At 71.6% G+C, this 22,963-nt stretch carries 26 protein-coding genes and 1 pseudogene; 15 read left to right on the forward strand and 12 right to left on the reverse strand.

Annotation, left to right across the window (positions count from 1 at the left end; all coding sequences use genetic code 11):
• Window positions 1-360 precede the first annotated feature (360 nt).
• Window positions 361-1,014: a TetR/AcrR family transcriptional regulator gene (locus ABD298_RS17440; protein ID WP_344301085.1), complete on the forward strand. Its 654-nt coding sequence runs from the start codon at window positions 361-363 to the stop codon at window positions 1,012-1,014.
• Between the two features lie 150 nt (window positions 1,015-1,164).
• On the opposite strand, the gene ABD298_RS17445 is transcribed toward ABD298_RS17440, so the two are convergent.
• A complete protein-coding gene (locus ABD298_RS17445) occupies window positions 1,165-1,743 on the reverse strand; it encodes a hypothetical protein (RefSeq protein WP_344301086.1) in 579 nt (192 codons plus the stop codon).
• A 192-nt stretch (window positions 1,744-1,935) separates the two neighbouring features.
• Here ABD298_RS17445 and ABD298_RS17450 point away from each other — a divergent pair, with 192 nt between their 5' ends.
• The 4 genes from ABD298_RS17450 (at window position 1,936) to ABD298_RS17465 (ending at window position 4,219) form a co-directional block, all read left to right on the forward strand.
• Complete coding sequence (locus ABD298_RS17450) at window positions 1,936-2,121, forward strand: CsbD family protein (protein ID WP_208710678.1); 186 nt, start codon at window positions 1,936-1,938, stop codon at window positions 2,119-2,121.
• A 46-nt stretch (window positions 2,122-2,167) separates the two neighbouring features.
• Entirely contained in the window at window positions 2,168-2,434 is a 267-nt protein-coding gene (locus ABD298_RS17455) for a GlsB/YeaQ/YmgE family stress response membrane protein (protein ID WP_344301087.1), read from the forward strand.
• A 159-nt stretch (window positions 2,435-2,593) separates the two neighbouring features.
• On the forward strand, window positions 2,594-2,782 hold the full coding sequence (locus ABD298_RS17460) for a CsbD family protein (protein WP_344301088.1): 189 nt from the start codon (window positions 2,594-2,596) through the stop codon (window positions 2,780-2,782).
• A 126-nt stretch (window positions 2,783-2,908) separates the two neighbouring features.
• Window positions 2,909-4,219 (forward strand): aminotransferase-like domain-containing protein, encoded by a 1,311-nt coding sequence (locus ABD298_RS17465; RefSeq protein ID WP_425564480.1) that lies wholly within the window; start codon window positions 2,909-2,911, stop codon window positions 4,217-4,219.
• A 76-nt stretch (window positions 4,220-4,295) separates the two neighbouring features.
• Here ABD298_RS17465 and ABD298_RS17470 read toward each other — a convergent pair whose 3' ends face one another.
• Together ABD298_RS17470 and ABD298_RS17475 are read right to left on the reverse strand one after the other, a co-directional pair.
• Window positions 4,296-5,849, reverse strand: coding sequence for a S8 family serine peptidase (locus ABD298_RS17470; RefSeq protein WP_344301089.1), 1,554 nt, complete (start codon window positions 5,847-5,849; stop codon window positions 4,296-4,298).
• Window positions 5,850-5,969: 120 nt separating this feature from the next.
• A complete protein-coding gene (locus ABD298_RS17475; RefSeq protein ID WP_344301090.1) occupies window positions 5,970-6,650 on the reverse strand; it encodes an NUDIX hydrolase in 681 nt (226 codons plus the stop codon).
• Window positions 6,651-6,695: 45 nt separating this feature from the next.
• Between ABD298_RS17475 and ABD298_RS17480 the strand changes: the two genes are divergently transcribed.
• Window positions 6,696-8,234 carry a multicopper oxidase family protein gene (locus ABD298_RS17480; protein WP_344301091.1) on the forward strand — a complete coding sequence of 513 codons (1,539 nt, stop codon included), beginning with the start codon at window positions 6,696-6,698 and terminating at the stop codon, window positions 8,232-8,234.
• Between the two features lie 96 nt (window positions 8,235-8,330).
• On the opposite strand, the gene ABD298_RS17485 is transcribed toward ABD298_RS17480, so the two are convergent.
• Together ABD298_RS17485 and ABD298_RS17490 are read right to left on the reverse strand one after the other, a co-directional pair.
• Window positions 8,331-8,840, reverse strand: coding sequence for a DUF3817 domain-containing protein (locus ABD298_RS17485; RefSeq protein WP_344301092.1), 510 nt, complete (start codon window positions 8,838-8,840; stop codon window positions 8,331-8,333).
• 88 nt (window positions 8,841-8,928) lie between these two features.
• Window positions 8,929-9,867: an NAD(P)-dependent oxidoreductase gene (locus tag ABD298_RS17490; protein WP_344301093.1), complete on the reverse strand. Its 939-nt coding sequence runs from the start codon at window positions 9,865-9,867 to the stop codon at window positions 8,929-8,931.
• A 32-nt stretch (window positions 9,868-9,899) separates the two neighbouring features.
• Between ABD298_RS17490 and ABD298_RS17495 the strand changes: the two genes are divergently transcribed.
• Window positions 9,900-10,376 carry a 2'-5' RNA ligase family protein gene (locus ABD298_RS17495; protein ID WP_344301094.1) on the forward strand — a complete coding sequence of 159 codons (477 nt, stop codon included), beginning with the start codon at window positions 9,900-9,902 and terminating at the stop codon, window positions 10,374-10,376.
• Window positions 10,377-10,385: 9 nt separating this feature from the next.
• Window positions 10,386-10,781, forward strand: coding sequence for a VOC family protein (locus ABD298_RS17500; RefSeq protein WP_344301095.1), 396 nt, complete (start codon window positions 10,386-10,388; stop codon window positions 10,779-10,781).
• Here ABD298_RS17500 and ABD298_RS17505 read toward each other — a convergent pair whose 3' ends face one another.
• Both ABD298_RS17505 and ABD298_RS17510 read right to left on the reverse strand, forming a co-directional pair.
• Window positions 10,782-11,237, reverse strand: a complete 456-nt coding sequence (locus tag ABD298_RS17505; protein ID WP_344301096.1) for a hypothetical protein — start codon at window positions 11,235-11,237, stop codon at window positions 10,782-10,784.
• A 39-nt stretch (window positions 11,238-11,276) separates the two neighbouring features.
• Window positions 11,277-11,942 (reverse strand): NADPH-dependent F420 reductase, encoded by a 666-nt coding sequence (locus ABD298_RS17510; RefSeq protein WP_344301098.1) that lies wholly within the window; start codon window positions 11,940-11,942, stop codon window positions 11,277-11,279.
• Window positions 11,943-12,033: 91 nt separating this feature from the next.
• On the opposite strand from ABD298_RS17510, the gene ABD298_RS17515 reads away from it, so the two are divergent.
• The 5 genes from ABD298_RS17515 to ABD298_RS17535 all read left to right on the forward strand — a co-directional run bounded on the left by ABD298_RS17515 (window position 12,034) and on the right by ABD298_RS17535 (window position 14,487).
• The gene (locus ABD298_RS17515; RefSeq protein WP_344301100.1) at window positions 12,034-12,522 is read left to right on the forward strand and encodes a MarR family winged helix-turn-helix transcriptional regulator; all 489 of its coding nucleotides are present in this window, start codon (window positions 12,034-12,036) and stop codon (window positions 12,520-12,522) included.
• Between the two features lie 84 nt (window positions 12,523-12,606).
• Complete coding sequence (locus tag ABD298_RS17520; protein WP_344301101.1) at window positions 12,607-13,155, forward strand: carboxymuconolactone decarboxylase family protein; 549 nt, start codon at window positions 12,607-12,609, stop codon at window positions 13,153-13,155.
• 9 nt (window positions 13,156-13,164) lie between these two features.
• On the forward strand, window positions 13,165-13,935 hold the full coding sequence (locus ABD298_RS17525; RefSeq protein WP_344301102.1) for an SDR family NAD(P)-dependent oxidoreductase: 771 nt from the start codon (window positions 13,165-13,167) through the stop codon (window positions 13,933-13,935).
• Between the two features lie 66 nt (window positions 13,936-14,001).
• Window positions 14,002-14,151, forward strand: coding sequence for a hypothetical protein (locus tag ABD298_RS17530; protein ID WP_344301103.1), 150 nt, complete (start codon window positions 14,002-14,004; stop codon window positions 14,149-14,151).
• Between the two features lie 54 nt (window positions 14,152-14,205).
• Window positions 14,206-14,487 carry a YciI family protein gene (locus ABD298_RS17535; RefSeq protein ID WP_344301104.1) on the forward strand — a complete coding sequence of 94 codons (282 nt, stop codon included), beginning with the start codon at window positions 14,206-14,208 and terminating at the stop codon, window positions 14,485-14,487.
• Window positions 14,488-14,519: 32 nt separating this feature from the next.
• On the opposite strand, the gene ABD298_RS17540 is transcribed toward ABD298_RS17535, so the two are convergent.
• Window positions 14,520-15,146, reverse strand: a complete 627-nt coding sequence (locus ABD298_RS17540) for a TetR/AcrR family transcriptional regulator (RefSeq protein WP_344301105.1) — start codon at window positions 15,144-15,146, stop codon at window positions 14,520-14,522.
• Window positions 15,147-15,232: 86 nt separating this feature from the next.
• On the opposite strand from ABD298_RS17540, the pseudogene ABD298_RS17545 reads away from it, so the two are divergent.
• A pseudogene (locus tag ABD298_RS17545) lies at window positions 15,233-16,906 on the forward strand (amidase); the annotation flags it as partial.
• A gap of 333 nt (window positions 16,907-17,239) precedes the next feature.
• Here ABD298_RS17545 and ABD298_RS17550 read toward each other — a convergent pair.
• Window positions 17,240-17,767 carry a VOC family protein gene (locus ABD298_RS17550; protein ID WP_344301107.1) on the reverse strand — a complete coding sequence of 176 codons (528 nt, stop codon included), beginning with the start codon at window positions 17,765-17,767 and terminating at the stop codon, window positions 17,240-17,242.
• 91 nt (window positions 17,768-17,858) lie between these two features.
• Between ABD298_RS17550 and ABD298_RS17555 the strand changes: the two genes are divergently transcribed.
• A complete protein-coding gene (locus ABD298_RS17555) occupies window positions 17,859-18,650 on the forward strand; it encodes a hypothetical protein (RefSeq protein WP_344301109.1) in 792 nt (263 codons plus the stop codon).
• A gap of 46 nt (window positions 18,651-18,696) precedes the next feature.
• Here the strand turns inward: ABD298_RS17555 and ABD298_RS17560 are convergent, their stop codons facing one another.
• The 3 genes from ABD298_RS17560 to ABD298_RS17570 form a co-directional block, all read right to left on the reverse strand.
• Complete coding sequence (locus ABD298_RS17560; RefSeq protein WP_344301110.1) at window positions 18,697-19,641, reverse strand: helix-turn-helix transcriptional regulator; 945 nt, start codon at window positions 19,639-19,641, stop codon at window positions 18,697-18,699.
• A gap of 49 nt (window positions 19,642-19,690) precedes the next feature.
• Complete coding sequence (locus ABD298_RS17565; RefSeq protein WP_344301111.1) at window positions 19,691-21,595, reverse strand: FG-GAP repeat domain-containing protein; 1,905 nt, start codon at window positions 21,593-21,595, stop codon at window positions 19,691-19,693.
• Window positions 21,596-21,691: 96 nt separating this feature from the next.
• On the reverse strand, window positions 21,692-22,903 hold the full coding sequence (locus ABD298_RS17570; protein ID WP_344301112.1) for a beta-ketoacyl-[acyl-carrier-protein] synthase family protein: 1,212 nt from the start codon (window positions 22,901-22,903) through the stop codon (window positions 21,692-21,694).
• Between the last annotated feature and the right edge of the window lie 60 nt (window positions 22,904-22,963).

Below are 22,963 nucleotides of genomic sequence, written 5' to 3' on the forward strand. Positions count from 1 at the left end.
CACCAGCGCCGCGGCCTCCGCACCCAGCGGCCCCCGCACCGCCTCCCGGGCCTCCTGCGGGGCCTCCACAGCCCCCTCGGGGGCCTCCTGCGGGGCCTCCACAGCCACGGCCCCGCGCAGGGCATCCCCGCGCCCGCCGGCCAACACCTTCAGACGAGCCTTCGACTCACTCACAGCGCCATCCTCCTCGCCGCCGCACACCGCGGCGTCCCGGTCCTTCCGGCCGGCCCGGCCCCCTGCCCGTTCCCGGGCCCGGGGTCCTGGCCGGTTCTGTCCAGTTCCGTCCAAACGAGACAGACCTGTCTGTCCCGCTACGAAGAGTTATACAAGTAGACAGACCTGTCTGTCTAGAGTGCTACTATGGATCGCATGGACGGTCGAGATCACGGCCGGGCACAAGTGGCTCAACGCCCCGCGGCTCGCGAACGGATCTTGGAGACGTCCTACGAGCTCTTCGCCAGGCGGGGCGTGAGGGACGTGGGTGTCGACGAGATCATCGCGCGCTCGGGTGTGGCGAAAGCTACTTTCTACCGGCATTTTCCATCGAAAGAAGCCTTGGTCCTCGCCTACATGGACCGTTGGTACCGAACCCGACACGATGCGATCGAAGACGCGATCGCACGCAGCCATACACCTGATGACGCGCTGCTCGCCGCCTTCACGGTCCTCGACGACTGGTTCAGACGCGGGACCGCCGAGGTGAGCACCTTCCTGCACGTCATGATCGAGATGGGACCCGAGCACCCACTGGGCCGGGCCGCGATGGGCCACCTCGCAGCCATCCGCAGGCGGCTTGCCGCCCTGGCAGAGGCCGCCGGGCTCGACGACCCCGAGGGATTCGCCTGGTCGTTCCACATCCTGACCAAGGGCGCGATGGTCGCTGCCATCGAAGGCGACCGGCTGGCGGCGACCCGGGCGCGAGGACTGGCGCGGATCCTCATCGATCTCCATCGGCCCGACTGGGCCGAACGGGCCTCTCGGGGCCAGGCGCAGATGCACGACGTCGGGCGGTAGCTGGGGGCTCCACCGGCATCGTGCTTCTCTGGCCGAGTAGAGGGCCAAGAAGAGGTCCGCGTCAGAACAGAGGAAGGGGCTGGGACCGGTTCGCCGGTCCCAGCCCCTTCCTCGCCCTTGGGCGATTCCTGCTCAGGAGCCTGGAACGCCTCAGGGCTTCTCGCCGTCAGGATGCAGCGGATCCTTCGAGTCAGGCGGGAGCGCCACCGGGGCATAGGGGTCCTCGGGCGCGCCCGGCTGGGGCGAGTCAGGGTCCCGCGGCGGCCCGTCGGGCGCGTCGGGCTCCCCGCTGCCCGGAACAACAGGACGTTCGATCGGGTCGCGGCCCGGATCGCCCCTCTCCGGCCCGGGGTCCCTGTCGCCTGGCCGGTCGGCCGGCGGTGCGCTCAGCCAGCCCGATCCAGTCTGCGTGTCGAACGGGTCGAGGCCCGGCTCACGGCCCGGGGGCTGTGGAGCGCCTGGCGGCTGCCCCGGCACGGGACCCCCGGGTGAGGGCTGGCCAGGCTGCGGCATGGGCTCGGCGTCGGGGTCGACGGGCGGGAAGGTGCTCGGCCCGGGCTCAGGACCCCCAGGCTCGGGCCCGGGCCCGGGAGGCTGGCTGGGCGGCTGCGGCTCCGGCGGAATGGAGGCCGAGTTCCCGGCCGCCGCGGTACTGACCGTGACCGTGCTGTCGGCCTCGGGGCTGACTGAGACGGCAGCTGCCGTCGTATCCATCGTGAGAGGCTTCATCCCTCCTTCTTTCCCCGTGGGGGATCCACCACACACTGGGCCGCCATCCGGCAGCTCAATCCGCAACAACGTTTGTTTGGCTCAGCCAGCGTTCGGGAAACACAAGTCCGAGCGCCGGGGTGCTCCAGAAACCTCGGGCTGCACAACCCAAGGAGGGGCAGATTGCCCCTCGTCCAGGGAGGAGAAACGGCTATGGGTCTGGGAGACAAGTTCGAGAACAAGGCCGAAGAGCTCAAGGGCAAGGCCAAGGAAGGCGTCGGAGACGCCACCGACAACAGGGATCTTGAGGCCGAGGGCAAGGCTGACCAGGGCAAGGCCGGGGTCAAGCAGGCCGGCGAGCACATCAAGGATGCTGCAAAAGACGTGACTGGCCACTGATCTGTCGCTTCACTGACGTCAGGACTTCACGACAAGGAGCAACACAATGAGCATTCTCGCATTCCTCATCCTCGGGCTGATCGCCGGAGCCATCGCGAAGGCCATCATGCCGGGCCGACAGGGCGGCGGCATCCTCATCACGATGCTTCTCGGCGTCGTCGGCGCCATCTTGGGCGGCTGGATCGGAAGCGCGATCTTCGGGATCGGCCTCCAGGAGTTCTGGAGCATCCAGACGTGGCTGGTGGCGATCGTCGGCTCGATCATCGTCCTGGCGATCTTCGGGATGGTCACGCGTCGTCGTCATCACGCCTGACCCCAATGAGACCGCGACTGGCCTGATCGCCGCTGGGCTCGATCAGGAAAGCGCGAATGACTACGGCGGCGCACCCTCCCCCCGGGTGTGCCGCCGTTGTCGTACCGCCGTTGTCGTAACGGTGAGCGAGAAGCTCGAATGAGAGGGAAAGGAGAAGCCATGGGCCTCGGAGACAAGATCCAGAACAAGGCCACCGAAGTCACAGGCAGGGTCAAGGAGAACGTCGGCAGGACAACCGACAACCCGGACCTGGAAGCCGAGGGACAGGCGGAACAGGCCAAGGCCGGGCTCAAGCAGGCCGGCGAGCACATCAAGGACGCTGCGCGCGACATCACCGGACGCCACTGACGCCAGCCATCCGCCGCGGCGACGCCCCCACGCTCGGGTGCGTCGCCGCCGTCGTGCGTGTCTGGGACGAGCGGACGAAGACAACAGAGGATGCATATTCGGCAACTTGCGGGCTAGGATGTGTGCGTGACTTCACAGGACATCGCCGCCTCGCGGCCTGCGGAGCTCGGGGACGAGCTGACCGCCGAGACCCAGACAGCCCTTGAACGTGCGCAGGCGAGCCACCGCCACGAGGCACTCTTCTCCGAGCGTGCTTACAACATCAAGCAGTCGGCCGTGCGGGACGTCTTCGACATCTCGATCCAGCCCGGGCTCGTCTCGCTTGCCGGTGGCTCCCCGAGCCTGTCGAAGCTGCCGCTCGAGCTCGTCGCGGAGACGGCCTCGCGCGTGATCGTGGAGCACGGCATGGAGGCGCTGCACTACGGCGGGGGGAAGGGAACCCTGGCCCTGCGTGAGCTCATCTGCGAGATCATGGCCGAGGAGGGGATCGTGGGAGCTTCGGCGGAGGACGTCGTCGTGACCACGGGCTCCCAGTCCGCGCAGGACATCGCGGCGAAGATCTTCTGCAACCCGGGTGACGTGGTGCTGGTCGAGGACCCCACCTATGTCGGCGCGCTCAACACGTTCGAGGCCTATCAGGTGCAGGTCGAGCCGGTCTTCATGGACGACGATGGGCTCATCCCCGAGCACCTCGAATCGCGCATCGCCGAGCTCGAGGCGGAGGGCAAGCGCATCAAGCTCCTCTACACGATCCCGAGCTTCAACAACCCGTCCGGGATCACGCTTGCGGCGGAGCGGCGGCAGCGGATCGTGGACATCTGCAGCGCGCACAACATCCTGGTCCTCGAGGACAACCCCTACGGCATGCTGCGCTTCGACGGGCACCCGCTCCCGCCGCTGCGCGCCGACAACCCGGACGACGTCATCTACTGCGGCTCGTTCTCGAAGATCTTCTCCCCCGGGGTGCGGCTCGGCTGGGCGCTCGTACCCCGGCACCTGTACCGCCGCTTCTACCTCGCCGCCGAGGCCGTGGTCCTCTGCCCGTCCACGCTCAACCAGCTCATCGTCACCGAGTTCTTCAGGGCCTTCGACTGGCGCGGCTACCTCGCGGAATCCCGGGCCACCTACGCCGAGCGGTGCTCGGCCATGCTCGAAGCGCTCGCCGAGCACTTCCCCCCCGAGGCGACGTGGACGACGCCGGACGGCGGCTTCTTCGTGTGGGTCACCCTGCCCGAGGGGATCGACACGTACCCGCTGCTGTACCAGGCGATCGAGGCGGGGGTCGTGTTCATCCCGGGCGCCGCGTTCACGCCGTCGGACGGCACCAGCAGCAAGCTCCGGCTGGCCTTCTCCGGGGTCACGCCGGAGCAGATCCGCGAGGGAGTGCGCCGGCTGGCGCCGGTGGTCCGGTCCGCCGTGGAGGCCCGCCGCGGCTGACGCGCCCCATCGACTGCTCCGTAAGTGTCGTTACGAGCCCCCAAAAGGACACTTACGGAGCAGTCGTTTGGTGGGGCTAGCCGCCGATCGCGGCCAGGGCGTTGACGCGGCCCTTGCCGGCGAACGAGTTGTAGCCCTCGCCGCCGGTGCAGACCTGGGGCGCGCCGTTGTCCACCGACGGGTTGGCTGCATACACGGACATGTTCGTCGGGCAGGGCACCGCGTCGGCGGTGCCACCGATACGGGCCGCGACGGCACCTGGGCTCGTCACGCCGGAGCTGACCACGAGGGCCGCGACGCCGGCCACGTGGGGCGACGCCATCGAGGTGCCCTGGAGGTAGCAGTAGGTCGCACCGGACGCGTCCACGACCTCATTGGGGCCGCATCCGGCCGCGAGGGCTGCCGGGTACGTCGAGAGAACACGGCCGTTGGCGATCCCGGCCGCGACATTCTTCCGGTCACCGCCCGGGGCCATCACATCCGCCACACCTGACCCGTAATTCGAGTAGTACGACTTGAAGCCCTTGCTGCCGTTCGCGCTTACCCCAATGACACCGGGGAGCTCGGTAGGCACGACGGCGCAGGCGTTGGTGACGTCGCGCGGGGCCGGCGTCGCATTGTCGGGGCTCTGCACGTCCTGCGTCGGGTGGGCCAGGTCATCGGAGAAGTTGCCCAAGGCCGCCACGACGGTCGTCCCCTTGGACTGCGCATACTTGATGGCGCGCCGCTCGGCCTCCCAGATGGCCTTCTGCTGGGGGTCGTTCTTGCAGTTGAAGTACCACGGATCGGCGAAGTAGCTGTTGTTCGTCACCTGGATGCCGTTCTCGGCGGCCCACATGAAGGAGCACACCACGGCCTCGGGGAAGAAGAAGCCGTCCGCGTTCCCGGCCTTGATCCCGGCAAGCTTGACGTTCGGAGCCACCCCGACGATCCCGACGCCGTTCTTCGCGGCCGCGATCGTGCCGGCCGTGTGGGTGCCGTGGCCGTTGTCGTCCATCCACGCGGACGGGCTCTGGTTGGGGACGCCGCCGACGCAGGAGACGGACCGCGAGAAGTCGACGTTCGGTGCGAGGTCAGGGTGCGTGTAGTCGAGGCCCGTGTCGATGTCACCGACCACCACGGACGTGCTGCCTCCGCTGATGGCCCGCGCCTCCGGCGCCTTCATCTGGTCCATGTCCCACTGGAGCCCGGAGAGGCTGTCGGATCCGGGCGCCGGCGTCGGCGGCACGACGGGCTCGGCGGCGGCCGCGGAGTCGGCGTCGCCCTTGAGCGCCACGCCGAACGACGCGGTCGAGGACGCCGCGTCGACGCTCGGATCCGCCGCGCGGAGCTTGGACGAGAAGTCCGGCGCCGCCGAGCTCACCACAGCGACGCCGATGGCGCTGTAGTCCTGCACGAGCGTTCCCCCGGCCTTGGCGATGGCGTCAAGGGACTTGCCGGCGGCCTTGCCGCCGGACTTGTAGAGCACAAGGTAGTTCTGGCTCCCGGCCTGGGCCGCGCTGGGCAGAGCGGTCGGCGACGTCGCCGCCGTCGTGCCCGAAGGCGCTGCGATGGCCGGGAGGGTGCCGGCGAGCGCGATGCCCGCGGCCAGGCCCGCACACAGTGCGGACCTGCGGATGGATCGGTGCATGATCTGCCTTTCGTCCCGCCGGAAGCGCGGGTGCGCGACGCTTCCGGCCCTACCTCCGCCCCGGTGGCGCCGGGGCACGAAACGAGACTAGTGGCGCAGGTCATACTTGAAAAGAGTCATTCACACTTTGCTGTGTTCGTAACGCCAGGGCAGGGCGTCGATCCACAGCCGGTGCCGGGCGTCCCCGACCGCCGAGGCGTCCTCGTACTGCGCGTCGCCGGACCACATGACGGCGCGCACGCCGTCGTCCCCACGCAGGGGGTGGCTGAAGTACCGTTCGAAGCCGTCCCCGCCGGCCCGCGCCAGCGCCTCGTCGACGCCTCGCGCCCCGAGGAGCCTGTGCAGCGTCACCCAGGTGGGCGGGACGAGCACGACGCCGCCGGCACCGTGCCGCTCGAGCGCCGCCTCCGGTGTCATCCACTCGCACCCCACGTGCTCGCCGGGGTTGAGCACCACGTCCGCGCCCGGATGTCCCGCGAGGAAGAACCAGGTGCGCAGCCGCTTCGGCGCCCCGATCGGCGGAATCCAGTGGGAGAGCGGGAAGAGCCCAGTCGGCTCGAGCACGAGCCCCGTCTCCTCGAGCGTCTCGCGCACGGCAGCCCGGCGCAGCCCGGCCTCGCCGTCCCCGTCCTCGGGGTCCACCTTCCCGCCCGGGAAGACCCAGGCGCCCGCGAACGAGCCGGAATGGGGCCGCTCGAGGAGCAGGACCTCGACGCCCTCCGCGCCGTCGCGGAGCACGACGACGGTCGCGGCCTCCCCTACGAGGGGCGACTCGGGGGTCTCGTCCACATCAGATGCCATAAGGCCCAATGTAGTCGTCCGCCCGCGCGGCCTACCCTAGAAGGCGTGCCCCTTTCCCGCCGCCACTTCCTGCGCGCCTCCGCGGCCGCAGTCGTGCTCGCTCCCCTCGCCCCGTCCCTGGCCGCCTGCGCCGCCCCAGAGGACGTCCCGAAGGTCGAGTTCGGCGCGAAGCTGCCGATCCCGCCGCTCGACGCCGGCACGCTCGACTCCGCGGGCGGGTCCCCCGTGAGGACGTTTCATCTGGCGCCACAGGCGGGCACCCACGAGTTCGTCGCCGGCAAGGCGGCCGACACCATGGGCTACAACGGCGCCTACCTCGGCCCCACGCTGCGGGCGTCACGCGGCGAGAAGGTCCGCGTCGTCGTCGAGAACCGGCTCACCGAGGAGACCACGGTCCACTTCCACGGTGTCCAGCTGCCAGCTGCGGCCGACGGCGGACCGCACGCCATGATCGCCGCGGGTGCCACGGCGTCCCCCGAGTGGATGTTCGACCAGCCCGCCGCGACGCTCTGGTACCACCCGCACCCGCACGGGAACACCGAGAAGCAGGTGGGCCTCGGGCTCGCGGGCATGTTCCTCGTGGACGAGCCCGCCCCGGCCGCGTGGGGCGCAGCGGCCCTCCCCCACGAGTACGGGGTGGACGACATCCCGCTCATCGTCCAGGACCGCCGCCTCGACCCGAGCGGCAAGATCACGTTCGACCCGTCCGGCAACTCGATCGGCACCCTGGGCAACTCGATCGCCGCCAACGGGGTCCTCGGCGCCGTCCTGCCCGTCACGACGCAGCGCGTGCGGCTGCGCATCCTCAACGCGAGCGCGGGCCGCTGGTTCCGGTTCGGCTTCGCGGACCACCGCCGGTTCCACATGGTCGCGTCCGACGGCGGCCTGCTCGCCGCGCCGCTCGAACTCGACGCCGTGCAGCTCTCCCCCGCGGAACGGGCCGAGATCATCGTCGAGATGGCGCCCGGCGAATCCGTCATGCTGAAGTCGTTTGCGCCGGACCTGGGGCGGGTGAACCCCGCGGACGCGTTCGGCGGCGGGCGCGAGTTCGACGTCGTGCGCCTGGACGCCGGGGCGACCCTGACGCCGTCGGCCGCGCTGCCCGCGGCGCTCGCCGAGCTGGCCGCGCCGCCGGACACCCGCGTCGCGACGTCCCGGTCCTTCACGTTCAGCGGCCGGCAGATCAACGGCAAGACCATGGACATGAACCGGATCGACTTCACCGCCGCCCCCGGCGGCGCCGAGGTCTGGTACGTGGACAACGTCAACGCGTTCCAGCACAACCTGCACATCCACGGGGTACAGTTCCGGCTGCTGGACATCGACGGCGCCGCGCCGCCCCCCGAGCGCGCGGGCTGGAAGGACACCATCCCGCTGATGCCGCGCGAGCGGAACCGGCTCGCGTTCCGCATGCCGAAGTACGCCGACGCCCAGCACCCCTACATGTTCCACTGCCACCTGCTCACGCACGAGGACCAGGGGATGATGGGGCAGTTCGTCGTGGCCGACGGGAGCGCTCCCGCTGCGGCAGCGGGTGCAGGTGGGTCAGCAGGCGCTGGGACGGGCTCCCAGCACGCCCACTAGCTCCACGCCGTCACTATCTGCACAACTCAGGACGCCACGGCGCCGTTTCGAGCCGAATGAGCCCGCGAATGATGTAGATCTGCACGCCCAGGTCCGTCACCGGCCCCACTGGCTAGGAGGGCCGAGGAACAGCAGCACCGCCACGATCGCCGCGACCGCCACAGCCAGCCCTGCCGCGAGCGCCACCGGGTGGGCCAGCAGGGCACGCAGGACGCCGCTGGCCCACGAGCTGTCGCGGGGGTCATCCGTGCGCTCGCGGCGCCACCCACCCTCGAGGTGGCCGCGGCGCTCGAGCCAGCGGTCGAACGGGTACGTCGCATACGGCACGACCGCGGTCGCGACCGCGCCGGCGATCCGGCCCGGAGGCCAGTGCTGGTTCACACCGACGAGGGCCGCCGTCACCGCATAGGAGACGAAGACAACCCCATGGACCATCCCTGCGACCTGGACCGGCCCGTCCCCCACCTTCAGCGCGTATTTCAGGACCATGCCGAGGATGAGCAGGGTCCAGGTCACCATCTCGGCGAGGGCCAGGGTGCGGTAGAGGGATCGGGGCGTGGCGGCGATGCCGGCTCCGGTGGCCGGGTCCGTGTTCAGGGAAGTCACCCTTCCATCCTCGCAGGCGACCCACGACGCCGGCCTCCACCTTCCGGCTGATCCTCGCCGGCCGCGGGCGGCCGGTGCGGCGCGGGCGTCAGTACCCGGCGGCGGCGTCCACAAGCCCCTCAAGATCCCGGCCCTCGGCGAACCGGCGGACGTTCTCGGCAACGCGCTCCCCGAGGAGGGGCCGGATCATCTCGATGGTGTCCGCGGCGTGCGGCGTGATGATGGCGTGCGGCTCGTCCCAGAGCGGGTGGCCGTCCGGGAGCGGCTCGGGGTCCGTGACGTCCAGGGCCGCCCCCGCGATCGTGCCGGCGCGGAGGGCCTCAACGACTGCGTCGGTGTCCACGAGCCCTCCGCGGGCGATGTTCACCAGGATCGCGGTCGGCTTCATGCCGGCCAGCTCGTCCGCGCCGATAAGCTTCAACGTCCCGGAAGTGAGCGCGGCGGCGACCACCACGACGTCGGCCTCGGGCAGGAGTCCGGCGAGGCGGTCCGCCGTCGTCGTGCTCCTGGCGCCGGGCACGGGGGCCGCGGTGCGCCGCACGACGTCGACCTCGACGTCGAAGGCCCGGAAGAGCCGCAGGATCTCCAGGCCCACCCCGCCGGCGCCGATCACGACGGCGCGGAGCCCGTGCAGCGACGTCCCGGTCGCGGGCGCCCAGGAGCGGGCGCGGATGCGCGCGGGCAGCTCGCGCAGGAGAGCGAGGGTGAGCGCGAGGGCGTGCTCGGCGACAGGCTTGGCGTAGGCGCCCTTCGCGCTCGTCCACACCTTCTCGGGGTGCGCGGTGAGGGCGTCCGCGTAGGCCTCGATCCCGGCGGAGGGAAGCTGGACCCAGCGTACGGACGGGGTCGCGTCGAGGACGGCCTTCAGCTCATGCTTGGGGTTGCCGTGGTCCAGGACGAGGACCTCGGGATCCCCGTCGAGCCCGACGACGGCGCCTCCGCCCGCCTCGATCGCACGGGTGAGGAAGGGAAGCGGCTCGCCGTGGACTGCGACCCGCACCGGAGCGGAGGGAGTCCGTGTAGTCATAGGGCCAGACTAGAGGCGCCTACGATCGATGCGTGCACCGCTTCGCGATCGTCCTGCCCCTGACGCCCATGGCCGTCGGCGAGCGCTACGCGGTGCGCGACTGGCCGCTGCACATCACGGTCATGCCGGTCTTCTCGACGTGGGCGGCCGCGGCGCAACTTGCGGACAGCATGGCCGCGGTCGCGGCGCGCACGGCGCCGATCGAGGCGTCCGCCGGAACGCCGGAGCTCTTCGGCCCGAAGCACGACACTCCGGTCGCCCTCGTCGACTCGCCCGCGCTCCGGGCCCTGCACAGGGTCTTCGTCGACGAGCTCGACATCCACGTCCCGACCTTCCGCAGGCCGGACTACGCGGGCAACGGCTTCCGGCCGCACATCACGGCCACCAGGCGCGGGGCAGCCTCCGAGGGTGATCCGCTGCGCCTGACCCAGCTCGCGCTCGTCGACATGGAGCCCGAGCCCGGCCAGGGCAGGCCGATGGTGGTCGCCGTCGCCGGCCTCGCGGGGTAGCGTGTGGCCGTGGAGATGCGACTCGAAGTAGTGCAGGTGCCCGTGGCGGACGTCGAGGCGTCGAAGTCCTTCTACATGGAGACGCTGGGCTTCATCGTGGACCACGACGTGGAGCACATTCCCGGGATGCGGGTCGTGCAGCTGACGCCGCCGGGCTCGCCCGCGTCGATCGTCATCGGCACAGGGATGACCAGCATGGCCCCCGGCAGCCTCGAAGGCCTCCAGCTCGTCGTGGCGGACCTCACCACAGTCCGCACGGAGCTCCACAGGCGGGGTGCGGAGATCAGCGAAATCCACAACCTGGGCGGCGTCCAGTTCGCCTACTTTGCCGATCCCGACGGAAACCGTTGGGTCCTCCAGGAAGCGGTCCCGCCCGAGTTCCGAGCAGCCCATGTGGAGGAATGACTAGGCCCTGTCGCGCCGTTCCGAACGAGTCGACGCAAGCGCCCGCGCGATCCGGGGCTCAAGCCAGAAGACCACAGCCGTGACTGGAAGCCAGGCCCAGCTGACCCACTCCGTCACGGCGTCGGCCGCCGCGTGCGCCTCGTTGGTCATGCCGGCGTTCTCGGCCGCGAGCTGAAGCGGGAGGCCCGCGATGATGCAGAGCGAGAGTGCCACGGTCCCGGCGAAGGCCGCGCGCACGAACACGCCTTGGAGGGTCCTGGCCTCTCGAGGCCGATGGTAGGCCAGGAGGATCAGCAGGAAGGCGGCCCCGAGGACCACCGAGAGGAAGGTCCAGTCCCCGGGCTGGGCGAAGAACGAGGCTCCGGCGGCGACGATGGCTGTCGTCAGCGCGCCCGTGTCCACTGACACGGAGGCGGCCCCGCCGCTGCGCCGGTCGTCCGCCTCCGAAGTCGTCATCCAGCCATTGTGCGGGGCCACGCCGCCGGCAGTGAAGGGCTACACCGCTGCCGGGGCGGTCGCACCGGCAGCCGCACGGCCGAGCGCCTCACCCAGCCCGGCGGCGTCGTGCGCGCCGGCGAAGATCTCGGTGCCCGGCTCGAAGGCGCGCCCGGCGGCGAGGGGGCCGGCGTCGACGGCGTCGTACCCGAGCGCCTCGACGAACCCGAGGACGACGGCGCGCGCGGACTCGTCGTCGCCGGCGACGGCGAGCGCTCGGCGATCCGGGGCGCCGGCGCGGCGGCCGTCCGACTCGAGGTCGTGGTAACCGATGTGGTTGAGGGTCTTGACCACGGACGAGCCGGAGAGGAAGTCCTGGACCATCTCGGACGTGCCGCGCCCCGCCTGCATCTCGGGCATGGCGCCGTCGGTGGGCTCCCAGTAGTTCATCGCGTCCACGACGACCCGGCCCGAAAGCGCGGCGGCGTCGAGGGTCGAGTACCTGTGCAGGGGCACGGCGAGGACCACGAGGTCGGACGATGCGGCATCGGCGGCAGCCACAGCGACGGCGCCCGGCGTGATGATCTCGACGATGAGCTCGATCTCCTCGACCGGCTTGGCGGTAGCGATCCGGACCTCGTACCCCGCCTTGAGGGCTTCTCGCGCCACAGCCGTCCCCACGCGCCCTGCCCCCAGGATGCCGATGGTCCTGATGCCCTGATCCATGGTGATGCCGCCTCCGATGTACGCTGAACTGCAGATGATCTTTTCAACAGAAGATCTGTGCCACAACATTCCCGACGGTATGATGGATCACATGAGCGCCACGGCCCCCGACCTGTCCACGGTTCCCGGCGAGCTCGGGTGGAACCTCGCCATGGTCCTGCGCGGGTACCAGGCCCGCTTCGAGTCGGCGATCGGCGATGCGCCGGGCGGCGTGCGCGGGTTCCAGATCCTCTCGGCCGTGGTCCACTACGACCTGCCGAACCAGCAGGCCCTCGGCGCGCACCTGGCGATCGACCGGACCGTCCTCACCTACGTTCTCGACGGGCTGGCCGACGCCGGCCTCATCGAGCGGATCCCCGCGCCCCGTGACCGCCGCGCCCGCAAGGTCGTCGCCACGGGCGAGGGCCGGGCACAGCTCGCGCGGCTCGAGGAGCTGGTCGCGGCTGCCGAGGCGGCGCTCCTGGCCGGGTTCCCCGCGGACGACGGCGCCGCCCTCCGCGCGCTGCTGGCCCGCCTCGCGCAGGCGGTCCACACGGCCGACCCGGGCGCCGACCCCTGCGAGGCCATCGCGCCCTGCTGACGGCCCGGGCTCCGCCGGGACGACGGCCGAACGCGAGCCGTTCGGCCCTGTTGGGCAGCGGGGCCCCGGTGCCACCCTGATCCCATGGCGCGCATCCGAGTCCACACCCGTGAAGACGTCCCCGCCGAGGCCCGCGAAGCGGTCAGCCAGATCGCCGGCAGCGTGGGCCGGCTGAGCCACATGCTCGGGGAACTGGCCCACAACCAGGCCGTCTTCGGCATCTACCTCGGCAAGAACCAGGCCCTCAAGGACCACGGCACGTTCGACGCGAAGACCCGCGAGGCGATCGCCCTCGCGATGGCCAACCAGAACGGCTGCGAGTACTGCGAGGCGTCCCACACCAGATCGGGCCGGCGGGCGGGGTGGACGGACGAGGAGATGATCGCGATCCGGGCCGGGAAGGTCACGTGGGACCCGAAGCTCGCCGCCATGACCGCGCTCGTCCGGGACGCATCGGCCAACACCGGCGACGTCTCCGACGGGGTCTGGCAGGCGGCCCTGGACGCCGGCTGGACCGAGGATGACCTTGCCGAGGCCTTCGCCCACATCATGGGCAACCTGTTCAACAACTACTTCAACCGCTACGCACGCACCGAGTTCGACTTCCCGGCCGCGCCCGCACTGCCCGAGTAGGAGGATCACATGTCCGCATGGCAGGAAGTCATCACCCCGGGCCGCTTCGACGGCCAGACGGTCATCGTCACCGGCGCGGGCTCGGGCATCGGGCGTGCAACGGCGCTCAGGGTCGCCAGAGAGGGCGGGCGTGTCATCGCAAGCGACCTGAGCCGGGAGCGCCTCGAGGAGCTCGTCGCCGAGAACCCTGACCTCGGCCTGGTCCCGGTCGCCGGGGACATCAGCACGGAGGACGCCGTTCAGGCGGTCGTCGGCGCGGCCGGGGGCAGGGTCGACGGGCTCGCGAACGTCGCGGGGATCATGGACCACTTCCACGGGCTGCACGAGCTCCCTGACGAGATCTGGGAGCGGGTCATGGCGGTCAACGTCACCTCGGTCGTGCGCCTCTCGCGCGCCGTGCTGCCGATCATGCTCGAGGCCGGGTACGGCTCCATCGTCAACGTCTCCTCGGAGGCGGGCCTGCGCGGCTCGGCTGCCGGTGCCGCGTACACCGCGTCGAAGCACGCGGTCAACGGCCTGACGAAGAGCGCCGCCGTCATGTACGGGCGCAAGGGCATCCGGGTCAACGCCGTGGCGCCCGGCGGCACGATCACCCACATCGAGGCGCCGATGGACTCGGAGCTCGCGAAGGAGACCATCGCGCCGCTCTTCGGTGTGGTGCTCCCGCCGGCGGCCCAGGCCGACGAGCTCGCAGCGAGCATCACGTTCCTGCTGAGCAGGGACGCGACGAACATCAACGGGGTCGTCCTGGCCTCCGACAACGGGTGGAACGCCATCTAGCGCGATTGAGCGCCGGCCCAGCGGGAAACAGTATTCAACACCGCCCCGAGGGGCACGACAGGGAGGATGAGGACAGTGAAGCGGCGCGCCGTCGTCCACGAACACGTGCTTGCGTGGTTGCGCGAGCAGCAGGACGAAGAGGCAGGTTCCGACGGCTCGAACGGCTCCGGCAAGACGGACACCAGGGAGTCGTCCCAGAACCGGCGGGCAGCATGAGCTGACCCGCGCGGGGCCGGCCGCCGGACGCCCGCCGAGGGCTAAGATCCCGGCATGGAATCAGTTGTGCTGTACAGGGTCCGCGAAGGAGTCGACCGGGCCCGCATCCTCGAGGTGTACCCGCGGCACCAGGCGTACTACCAGTCCTTCAGGGCCGAGGGCGGCGGGCTCGTGGCGCTCGGGCCCTTCCTGACCCCGGACCCGACGGCCTCGTCGATGGGCCTCTTCACCTCCCGGCAGGACGCCGAGCGGTTCGTCGCCGCAGACCCCTTCGTCACCGAAGGCCTCGCCGAGGCGCACGTCCTGGACTGGGACCCGGTGCGGTTCGAACCGTAGCCCGGCGCTGTGGCGGCCGGTTCAGGGCCGGCTCACGTCAGCCCACCGCGGAACAGGCCCAGCGCGGCAAGCGCGGCGTCGACCGCCTTCCGCGCGCCCACGACGTCGAGCTGTCCCGTGAGCCAGCGCCCCGAGAGGCCCTCGACGAGCGCCGTCAGCACGAGCGCGGCCTCGTCTGGCGACCCGGGCGCGACGGACAGGTCCTGCGCGCGAGGTGGCTGCCCGGCGTCGTGCGCGGCGCGCGCCTCGACCACGAGCAGGGCGACCGACTCCTGCCATGACCGTGTCGAGGCGGCGATGGCCTCGGCCTGAGCGGAGTCGAAGACGGCGCTCGCCCGCAGCTCGTTCCATGCCGTGGAGCCCTCGCGCACGCCGGCTTCGTCGCCGAACTCCGAGTGCAGGAGCGCGCGGAGCCTGGCCTGCGGGGAGCGGACGGAAACGTCCTCGGCCCGCGCCGCGGCGCTCGCGTTGACGAAGTCGAGGGCTGCGCGGAGCAGCCCGTCGCGGTCCGCGAAGTGGTAGTACAGCAGGCCGGTCGAGACGCCGGCCTCCTTCGCGACCTCCTGGATCCGCAGCCCGCGCACGCCGGTGCGCGCGATGCACCGGCTGCAGGCGGCGAGGATCCTCTCCCTCGCGTCCCCCGACTTCTCCCGGACCATCCGATCCCCTCTCGCGTCGGCACTAGCTTAACTGAAAATTCAGTCAGTACACTGTCCGCAGCCCCAGGTTCTGCAAAGGAGCACCCATGACTGGCACCGACGGCCCGTTCCGCCTCCTCGAGGCCTCCATCGACGACGTCCTCGAAGCCCTCGCGGCCGGGCGCACCACGAGCGTCGAACTGACCGCCCGCTGCCTCTCCCGCATCGGCGCCTTCGACCGCTCGGGCCCGCGCCTCAACGCCGTCCCCGTGCTCAACCCGGGCGCGCTCGAGGAGGCCGCCGCGTCGGACCGGCGGCGGCGCGAGGGGTGCGCGGGGCCGCTCGAGGGGGTCCCGTTCACCGTCAAGGACTCCTACATGGTCGAGGGCCTCACAGTGGCCTCCGGCTCCCCGGCCTTCGCGAGGCTCGTCGCGCGGCGGGACGCCTTCACCGTCCAGCGCCTGCGTGCGGCCGGAGCCGTTCTCGTGGGCAAGACCACCATGCCGCCCATGGCCGACGGCGGGATGCAGCGCGGCCTGTACGGGCGGGCCGAGAGCCCCTACAACCCCGAGTACCTCCCCGCCGCCTACGCCTCGGGCTCCTCGAACGGCTCGGGAGTGGCGACGGCGGCGAACCTCGCAGTGTTCGGGATGGGCGAGGAGACTGTGTCCTCCGGCCGGAGCCCCGCGTCGAACAACGCCCTCTGCGCCTACACGCCCTCACGCGGGATCATCTCGGTCCGTGGGAACTGGCCGCTGTTCCCCACGCGGGACGTCGTGGTCCCGCACACGCGCACGATGGCCGACCTGCTCGCGGTGCTCGACGTCATCGTCGCCGACGACCCCGAGACCCGCGGCGACTTCTGGCGGGAGCAGAGTGTCATTCGGCTCCCGGCGCCCAGCGAGCACCGGCCGGAGGACTACCGCGCACTGGCCGACCCGGCCGCCCTGCGCGGGAAGCGCCTCGGCATCCCGCGCATGTACCTGGGCCGGGATCCGGAGTTCCCCATCCAAGTGCGGCCCTCGGTGCTTGCGCTCTGGGAGGCCGCCGGCGAGCGGCTCGCCGCGCTGGGCGCGGAGGTGGTCGAGGTCGACTTCCCTCTCATCGAGCAGTACGAGGGACGAACGCCCGGCGGCGAGCAGCTCGCCCGTCTGGGCGTCCTCCCCGAGGGCTGGATGGATCGCGAGTTCAACGAGATCCTCGCCTACGGCTGGGACGACTTCCTCCGCGCCAACGGCGACCCGAACTGCTCCTCCCTGGCCGAAGTGGACCCGGACCTCATCTTCCCGACACCGCCGGGGTCGCTGCCGGACCGGTACGAGGAGGTCGCGGACTACGCGGACAGGTACCACTCAGTGGTCGCGCTGGCGCGGGCGGCCCTGAACCGGCCGGCGAAGCTGCCGGGCTTCGCAGACGCGCTCCGGGCGCTCGAGCGGCTGCGCAAGGAGCTCTTCGAGGACTGGCTTGCGGCCCGCGGCCTCGACGCCGTCGTGTTCCCGGCGGCGGCGGACGTGGCCCCTGCGTCCGCGGACCTCGAGCCTGATGCGGCCGACCGCGCCTGGGCGAACGGAGTGTTCTTCTCCAACGGCAACTACGCGCTGCGGCACCTCGGCATCCCGTCGGTCACGGTGCCGATGGGGGCCATGGCGGACATCGGCATGCCGGTCGGCCTGACCTTCGCCGGCGCCGCCTACGGCGATGCCGGGCTTCTGGCCTACGGCGCCGCCTTCGAGGCCGCCTCGCCCGCCCGGCCCGTCCCTTCCCACGCCCCCGTGCTGGCCGCCGACGCCATCCCGCGGCGCCGGCCGGCCTCGGGCGCCGCGCCCGCCGTCACGCTCGAGGCGCGCCTGGGCGCCCCCGCGCACCACGGCGCGCGGCAGCTCACGCTGTCCGGCGCGGTCGAGGGGGCGGAGGAGCTGGCCGTGACGGTCGACGGCGCGCCGGTCGCCGTCAGCAGGGAGGGCGGCTCGTGGTCGGCCACGGCCGTGGTTCCGGCGGCCGACGCGCCGCCAGCCGTCGGCGGGAACCCGGTGGCGTCGGAAGCGCTCGTCGTCGTGCTCGCGACGGGCCGGGGAGGCGCGGCGGGCGCCTTCGCCGAGCTCTGAGAGGCAGGCTCAGCCGCCCATCGTCGCGGCCCACGCGTCGACGCGGGCCTTGACCTCCTCGTCGGAGAGGTCCTCGACGCGCGTCATCACCGACCAGCGGATGCCGAAGGGGTCGCGGATGCTCGCGAAGCGGTCCCCCGAGACGAAGACGGCCGCGGGCTCGCGAACGGTGGCCCCGGCGACCACGGCCCGCTCCACGGCGGCATCCACGTCGGGGACGTAGACCGCGAGAGAGAAGCAGTCGTCGTCTCCAGCGGGCGGGGGCACGAGGTGGTACTCCGGGTTCGGATCGCCGAGCTCGAGACGGCCGTTGCCGAAGTCGAGGACGGCGTGCGCGACGATCGTCGTCCCCTCCGGCCCGGGGAACTCGGTCCTGGAGAGGGCCTTCGCGCGGAAGACCGTCTCGTAGAACTCGATCGCGGCGGCGGCTCCGTCAACCACGATGAACGGCGTCAGGGAGGTTGAACCGTGCGGCGTCCCGTTCGTGGTGTGCCTGCCGTCGGCTGGCTCGGTCAGGTCTGCAGGCTGATCGCTCATGGGGCCACGCTAGCGTCCCCGGCCCTGCGCGGGGAGGGGTGCGGCACTGACGCCTGTCAGCACACCGTGCGACAATCAGCGAGGAGGCGCCATGGCAATCCGGACAGCTCAGGCCCTGCTCCCGGCCGCTCCCCTGCGCCTGACCACGGAGGAGGTCCGGCTCCTGTGGTCGTTCGTGCACGGCGCCATCCAGATCCCGTCGATGCGGGCATGGATGCGAGAGTCGCTGGGCTTCTGCCCCCGCCACACGTGGGGCTATGCCGTGGTCGAGATCGAGCTGTGGGAGGCAGGCGTGGGCGACCGCGCGGGCCACGTCCCCTTCGATGTCAGCGTGCTCTACGAGGACCTGGCGCGTGGGCTGGGCCGTCGGCTCGCCCAGCCGCGCGGCTGGCGGCGCCGACCGGACGCGGTCCTGGTCCCGGGCCGCCGCTGCCTGATCTGCACCCAGCTCGACTCCCCGCCCAGGGAGGGGTTCGCCATCGGCTACGCCAACTCCAACAGCGCCGCCCTCGCAGCCGAGGCCAACCCGCTCCGCCACAGCCGCCGCTGGTGTTCCCTCACGGCGGACGCCTGGGCCGAGCTCGCGTGCTCGGCCTGCCTCGGCGACGGGCCTTCTTCACCGGCGCACGACGCCGCGGCCCCCTGCCGTCTGCATCTCGCCGAGGCTTTGCGCGCCGGCCGGGCGGACGACGGCGACCTGGCCGCCGCGGCCTCGCGGCTCACCGGGGTCGCGGACCGGCTGGCCGTGTTCGTCGAATCGGTCACGATGTTCGGCCCGTCGGCGGGCCCGGCGGACGAGGCCTCGTGGATCGAGGCGCTCGGGTTCTTCGCCGGGTGGCGGTTCCCGGCGTTCCTCGCCGGGCTCGTCGCGCCGGAGAACTGAAGGCCCGCGGCGCTGACGCATAGTGCCCTACCCCGCCTGCCGGCGCCTACGCGCCCGCGGCCGTGAGCTTCTCGCCCAGGGCCCGCATGGCCTCGCGCAGCTCGGGCGGCTCGATCACGCTCACGGGCCAGCCGAGCCGCACCACGTGGTACGCCACGTAGTCGAGGTCGTCGGCGCCGGCGGTGAGGATGGCGTGGTCACCGTCCGGCTCGACCACCGCAATGGTCGACGGCACGCGTTCGGCGACCTCGTGCGCGGGCGCGTGGATGCGCACCTTGGCCACGTACTGGTAGGGCGCCTGGGTGATCGAGGCCTGGACGTACTCGACGGCGTCGGGCGCGTCCCGCGGCGTGAACCGCCAGCCGGTGCCGCGGGCGGCGGCCATGCGGTCGAGGCGGAAGGTGCGCCAGTCCCCGCGGTCGAGGTCCCAGGCCATGAGGTACCAGCGGCGCGCGGCCGCGACGAGGCGGTACGGCTCGACGCGCCGCTCGGAGCGCTCGCCGGACGCCTTCGTGTAGTCGAACGTCGCCCGCTCGGGGGTGCGGATGGCGCGGGCCAGCGCGACGAGGACGTCGGCGTCGACCGCGGTGACGGGGCTGTCGAGGCTCACGGTCGCCTCGATGACGCCCTTGACCTCTGCCCTCAGCCGCGCCGGCAGCACCTGGTCGAGCTTCGCGAGCGAGCGGACGGCCGCCTCGCCGAGGCCCGTGACCGTCCCGCCCGCCGCCAGCCGCAGGCTCACGGCGACCGCGACGGCCTCCTCGTCGTCGAGCAGCAGCGGCGGCAGGGCCTTGCCCGCGCCGAGCTGGTAACCACCGCCCGTGCCGTGCTCGGCCCGAACCGGGTAGCCCAGCTCGCGCAGGCGCTCGACGTCCCGGCGGATGCTCCGCGTCGTCACCCCGAGCCGCTCGGCGAGCTCCGTCCCGGTCCACACGGGGCGCGACTGGAGCAGGTTGAGCAGGCTCAGCACGCGCTGGGTCGTGTCGTTCATGGCTCCATCATGGCGCGGGATGCGGACAGAAGCTGTCCTACTCGCCTCCCTAGAAGACGGAGGTGAACCCGCTCCACCCGGTGCCCACGACGGCGCTGCCCCGCCACCCGCCGCGGCCGTTGCCGAAGTAGACGAGCAGCCTGCCGGCGCCGTCGATCGCCCACACGTCCTGGGTGCCGTCGCCGTCGAAGTCTCCTGCACCTCCGATCCGGGCCATGCCGCCCCAGCCCCAGCCGACGACGGTCGCGCGGTCGCTGAGCCACCCGCCCTTCCCGTCGCCGCGGAACAGCAGGAGCTGCCCGCCGGCGTCGCGCGCCAGGACATCGTTCATGCCGTCGCCGTCGAAGTCCCCGGGGGAGAAGAGCTGGCTCAGGCTGTTCCAGCCCTCCCCGATGAGCGGGTTGCTCCAACCGGGCATGGCGGCGGTGCGGATCCGGTTGGGCATGTAGGAGCTGGCGGGGCGGAAGGAGCCGTCGCCCTGGCCGGGGAAGAAGACGAGCCTGCCGTCAGTGGCCCGGCACAGGAGGTCGTTGATCCCATCGGCGTCGAAGTCCCCGACCGGGACGATGGCACCGCACTCGTTCCAGCCCCAGCCGATCTGGCGGCGGGGAAGCCAGTCACCGTGGCCGTCGCCCGGGTAGAGGAAGAGGTTCCCGGCCTTGTCCCGGCCCAGCACGTCGCCGTTTCCGTCGCCGTCGAAGTCGCCCACGTTGAGGACGAGGTCGAACACGTCCCACCCGACGCCGACCGTCCTGGCCGGGAGCCAGCGGCCCACCCCGTCCGTCGGGTACAGCAGCAGCCTGCCCCCGGCGTCGCGGGCGAAGGTGTCGGGCGCGAAGCCGGCGTCGAACCCCTCGCCTGCCGCCTTGTAGCGGACTATGCCGGGCGTGGTCGCCGAGAAGGGCCTCTGGGCGCTCGGCGTCCCTGTCGTCGTCACCATCGCCTCGAACCGGTACTTCCTGCCGGCGTCCTGCGCCGTGAGGGTGTGCACGAGCTGGTCGGGTGTCGCCGGCTGGTGGTTGAGCTTGTAGGCGACAGTGAACGGCTGGGGTGGGGTCACGGCGACACTCGACTCGTCGAAGGCCGCCGTCACCTTCTGGCCGACCACGGCACGCCCGGTGAGCCGAGCCGGGGACGCCGTGATGGGTGAGGTGATCGTGACCGGCGCTGAGGTCGCGCCCGCGGGACGGTAGCCCTCGGCGAACGACTCGAGATGCACGCTCAGGTCATGGCCGATGTCCTCCTCGACGACCCAGTCCGGGTGGTCAACCTCGACCCCGTCACGCAGGTACGTCTTGCGTCCGCTCTTGCCGGCCGCCCACGTCGCGTCGACGAGGCTGATGGTCTCGCCGTAGCCAGGCGCGCCCACGATCGCCGGGGGCGTCAGGTTCGCATTGTCGCTGAGGCGGTAGGCCGGGGCGTCGACTGAGACGGTCAGTCTTCCGTAGGCGTATCCCGGTAGGCAGTATCCGCCCTCGTTGTAGTGGCACGTCCCGTCGGCCGCGTAGTCGGCGATCCGGTAGAAGTAGGCGTTCGGGTCGTACTGGCTCGAGAGGTACACCCTGTCGTACCCCACGCTGACCCCACCGACCACATAGGTGTCGGACCATTTGAGCTGGCCCTGGTCAGGTCCCCCCACGAGGGTCGCCCTTCCCGTCGACGGGCTCGACCCCGAGGTCGGGCCCGACTTCGCGGTGAGGTACTCCGGGCCTTCGACGCCGTTGACACTGAAGGTCACGTAATCCGCCGGACGGCTCAGCGTGAAGTCGATGGTGAGGGAATCGCCCGGATGCAGCACCGTCGGGGAGGTGATGCCCATTCCCAAGAGCTTCGGCGGCGGAGCGACGGAGACGGCCGCCGCCGGCGAGATGCCGACCCCGGTGATGAGCAGCAGGACGGCAGCGACCGTCACGCCGACGACGCGCAGCTTGCGGCGCGCGGACGCGAGTGGCACAGTCCCCCCAAGGATTCATCTCGCGCCCAGCACGCGGGATGGCGCTGAGCGTAGCGCAGCCCGCGGGCACCGCGGAAGACGTCAGCAGGCGAACCCTCAGGCCCGTGTCAGCAGGAGGCTCACGTTGTGGCCGCCGAAGCCGAAGGAGTTGCTGACGGCGGCGTCGACCCGGGCCGTGCGGGGTGCGCCCGCCACGACGTCGAGCCCGATGGCCGGGTCGAGGTCGTCCAGGTTCCGCGTGGCCGGGATGATGCCCTCCTCGATCGTCTTGGCCGTGATGATCGCCTCCACGGCGCCGGCGGCCCCGACCAGGTGGCCGAGCGCACCCTTCGGCGCGGTGACCGCGACGCCGTCGCCGAGGGCCTCGCGCACGGCGACCGCCTCGCTCACGTCGCCGACCTGGGTGCCGGTCGCGTGGGCATTGACGTGCTGGACGTCAGACGGCGCCATGCCGGCCTTGGCGAGGGCCTTCCGGATCGCCTTGACCTGGCCCAGGCCCGCGGGGTCCGTGCCCGTGATGTGGAAGGCATCCGCCGTGATGCCATAGCCGGCGAGCACGGCGCGGGCCCTGGCGCCGCGGGCCCGGGCGTGGTCCGCCCGCTCGAGGATCACGACGCCGGCGCCCTCGCCGAGCACGAAGCCCGTGCGGTTCGCGTCGAACGGGCGCGAGGCCGCCTCGGGGTCCCCCGCTGCTTTGGAGAGGGCACCGATCTGCGCGAAGCCCGCAATGGTCAGGGGCGTGATGGCCGCCTCCGCCCCGCCGGCGATCACGACATCCGCCTCGTCGCACTCGATGAGGCGCGCGGCCTGGACGATCGCCTCCGCGCCGGAAGCGCAGGCCGAGGCCGGGGCGGAGGCGCCGGCGCGGGCGCCGAACTGGATCGACAGCTGCGCGGCGGCGGCATTGGCCATGAGCATCGGGACGGTGCGCGGGGAGACGCGGCGCGCACCGGAGGCCTCGAGGACGTCGTCCTGGGCCAGGAGCGTGGTGACCCCGCCGATCCCGGTGCCGATCACGACGGCGAGCCGGTCGCCGTCGACCGCGGGGGCTCCGGCGTCTGCCCACGCTTCGCGCGCCGCGATGACGGCGGCCTGCTGGCTGCGGTCCAGGCGGCGGGCCTCGACCGGGGGCATCGCAGCCTCGGGCTCGACGGCGAGGGATGCGGCGATGCGGACCGGGAGGCTGTCGTCGAAGCCGGCGAGGCTGCGGACGCCCGAGCGCAGGGCGAGCATGCCGTCCCAGAGCTCGGAGACGGTGCCGCCCAGCGGGGTGGTCGCCCCCATACCCGTGATGACGATCTCAGTCATTGGCACGCTTTCCCCATCTCCGCCGATGGCGCTCGCACACCGTTGTATGCGATACAAAAC

It is taken from the genome of Sinomonas flava, from assembly GCF_039531875.1.
Classification (GTDB): Bacteria; Actinomycetota; Actinomycetes; order Actinomycetales; family Micrococcaceae; genus Sinomonas; species Sinomonas flava.

What these genes read in the sequence shown, in the direction of transcription:
- ABD298_RS17535 (WP_344301104.1), top strand. Translation starts at nt 14,206, where the DNA reads ATGGAATCAGTTGTGCTGTACAGGGTCCGCGAAGGAGTCGACCGGGCC.
- ABD298_RS17440 (WP_344301085.1), top strand. Translation starts at nt 361, where the DNA reads ATGGATCGCATGGACGGTCGAGATCACGGCCGGGCACAAGTGGCTCAA.
- ABD298_RS17520 (WP_344301101.1), top strand. Translation starts at nt 12,607, where the DNA reads ATGGCGCGCATCCGAGTCCACACCCGTGAAGACGTCCCCGCCGAGGCC.
- ABD298_RS17455 (WP_344301087.1), top strand. Translation starts at nt 2,168, where the DNA reads ATGAGCATTCTCGCATTCCTCATCCTCGGGCTGATCGCCGGAGCCATC.
- ABD298_RS17515 (WP_344301100.1), top strand. Translation starts at nt 12,034, where the DNA reads ATGAGCGCCACGGCCCCCGACCTGTCCACGGTTCCCGGCGAGCTCGGG.
- ABD298_RS17490 (WP_344301093.1), bottom strand. Translation starts at nt 9,867, where the DNA reads ATGACTACACGGACTCCCTCCGCTCCGGTGCGGGTCGCAGTCCACGGC.
- ABD298_RS17560 (WP_344301110.1), bottom strand. Translation starts at nt 19,641, where the DNA reads ATGAACGACACGACCCAGCGCGTGCTGAGCCTGCTCAACCTGCTCCAG.
- ABD298_RS17475 (WP_344301090.1), bottom strand. Translation starts at nt 6,650, where the DNA reads ATGGCATCTGATGTGGACGAGACCCCCGAGTCGCCCCTCGTAGGGGAG.
- ABD298_RS17530 (WP_344301103.1), top strand. Translation starts at nt 14,002, where the DNA reads ATGAGGACAGTGAAGCGGCGCGCCGTCGTCCACGAACACGTGCTTGCG.
- ABD298_RS17555 (WP_344301109.1), top strand. Translation starts at nt 17,859, where the DNA reads ATGGCAATCCGGACAGCTCAGGCCCTGCTCCCGGCCGCTCCCCTGCGC.
- ABD298_RS17570 (WP_344301112.1), bottom strand. Translation starts at nt 22,903, where the DNA reads ATGACTGAGATCGTCATCACGGGTATGGGGGCGACCACCCCGCTGGGC.
- ABD298_RS17460 (WP_344301088.1), top strand. Translation starts at nt 2,594, where the DNA reads ATGGGCCTCGGAGACAAGATCCAGAACAAGGCCACCGAAGTCACAGGC.
- ABD298_RS17445 (WP_344301086.1), bottom strand. Translation starts at nt 1,743, where the DNA reads ATGAAGCCTCTCACGATGGATACGACGGCAGCTGCCGTCTCAGTCAGC.
- ABD298_RS17470 (WP_344301089.1), bottom strand. Translation starts at nt 5,849, where the DNA reads ATGCACCGATCCATCCGCAGGTCCGCACTGTGTGCGGGCCTGGCCGCG.
- ABD298_RS17450 (WP_208710678.1), top strand. Translation starts at nt 1,936, where the DNA reads ATGGGTCTGGGAGACAAGTTCGAGAACAAGGCCGAAGAGCTCAAGGGC.
- ABD298_RS17510 (WP_344301098.1), bottom strand. Translation starts at nt 11,942, where the DNA reads ATGGATCAGGGCATCAGGACCATCGGCATCCTGGGGGCAGGGCGCGTG.
- ABD298_RS17505 (WP_344301096.1), bottom strand. Translation starts at nt 11,237, where the DNA reads ATGACGACTTCGGAGGCGGACGACCGGCGCAGCGGCGGGGCCGCCTCC.
- ABD298_RS17550 (WP_344301107.1), bottom strand. Translation starts at nt 17,767, where the DNA reads ATGAGCGATCAGCCTGCAGACCTGACCGAGCCAGCCGACGGCAGGCAC.
- ABD298_RS17525 (WP_344301102.1), top strand. Translation starts at nt 13,165, where the DNA reads ATGTCCGCATGGCAGGAAGTCATCACCCCGGGCCGCTTCGACGGCCAG.
- ABD298_RS17540 (WP_344301105.1), bottom strand. Translation starts at nt 15,146, where the DNA reads ATGGTCCGGGAGAAGTCGGGGGACGCGAGGGAGAGGATCCTCGCCGCC.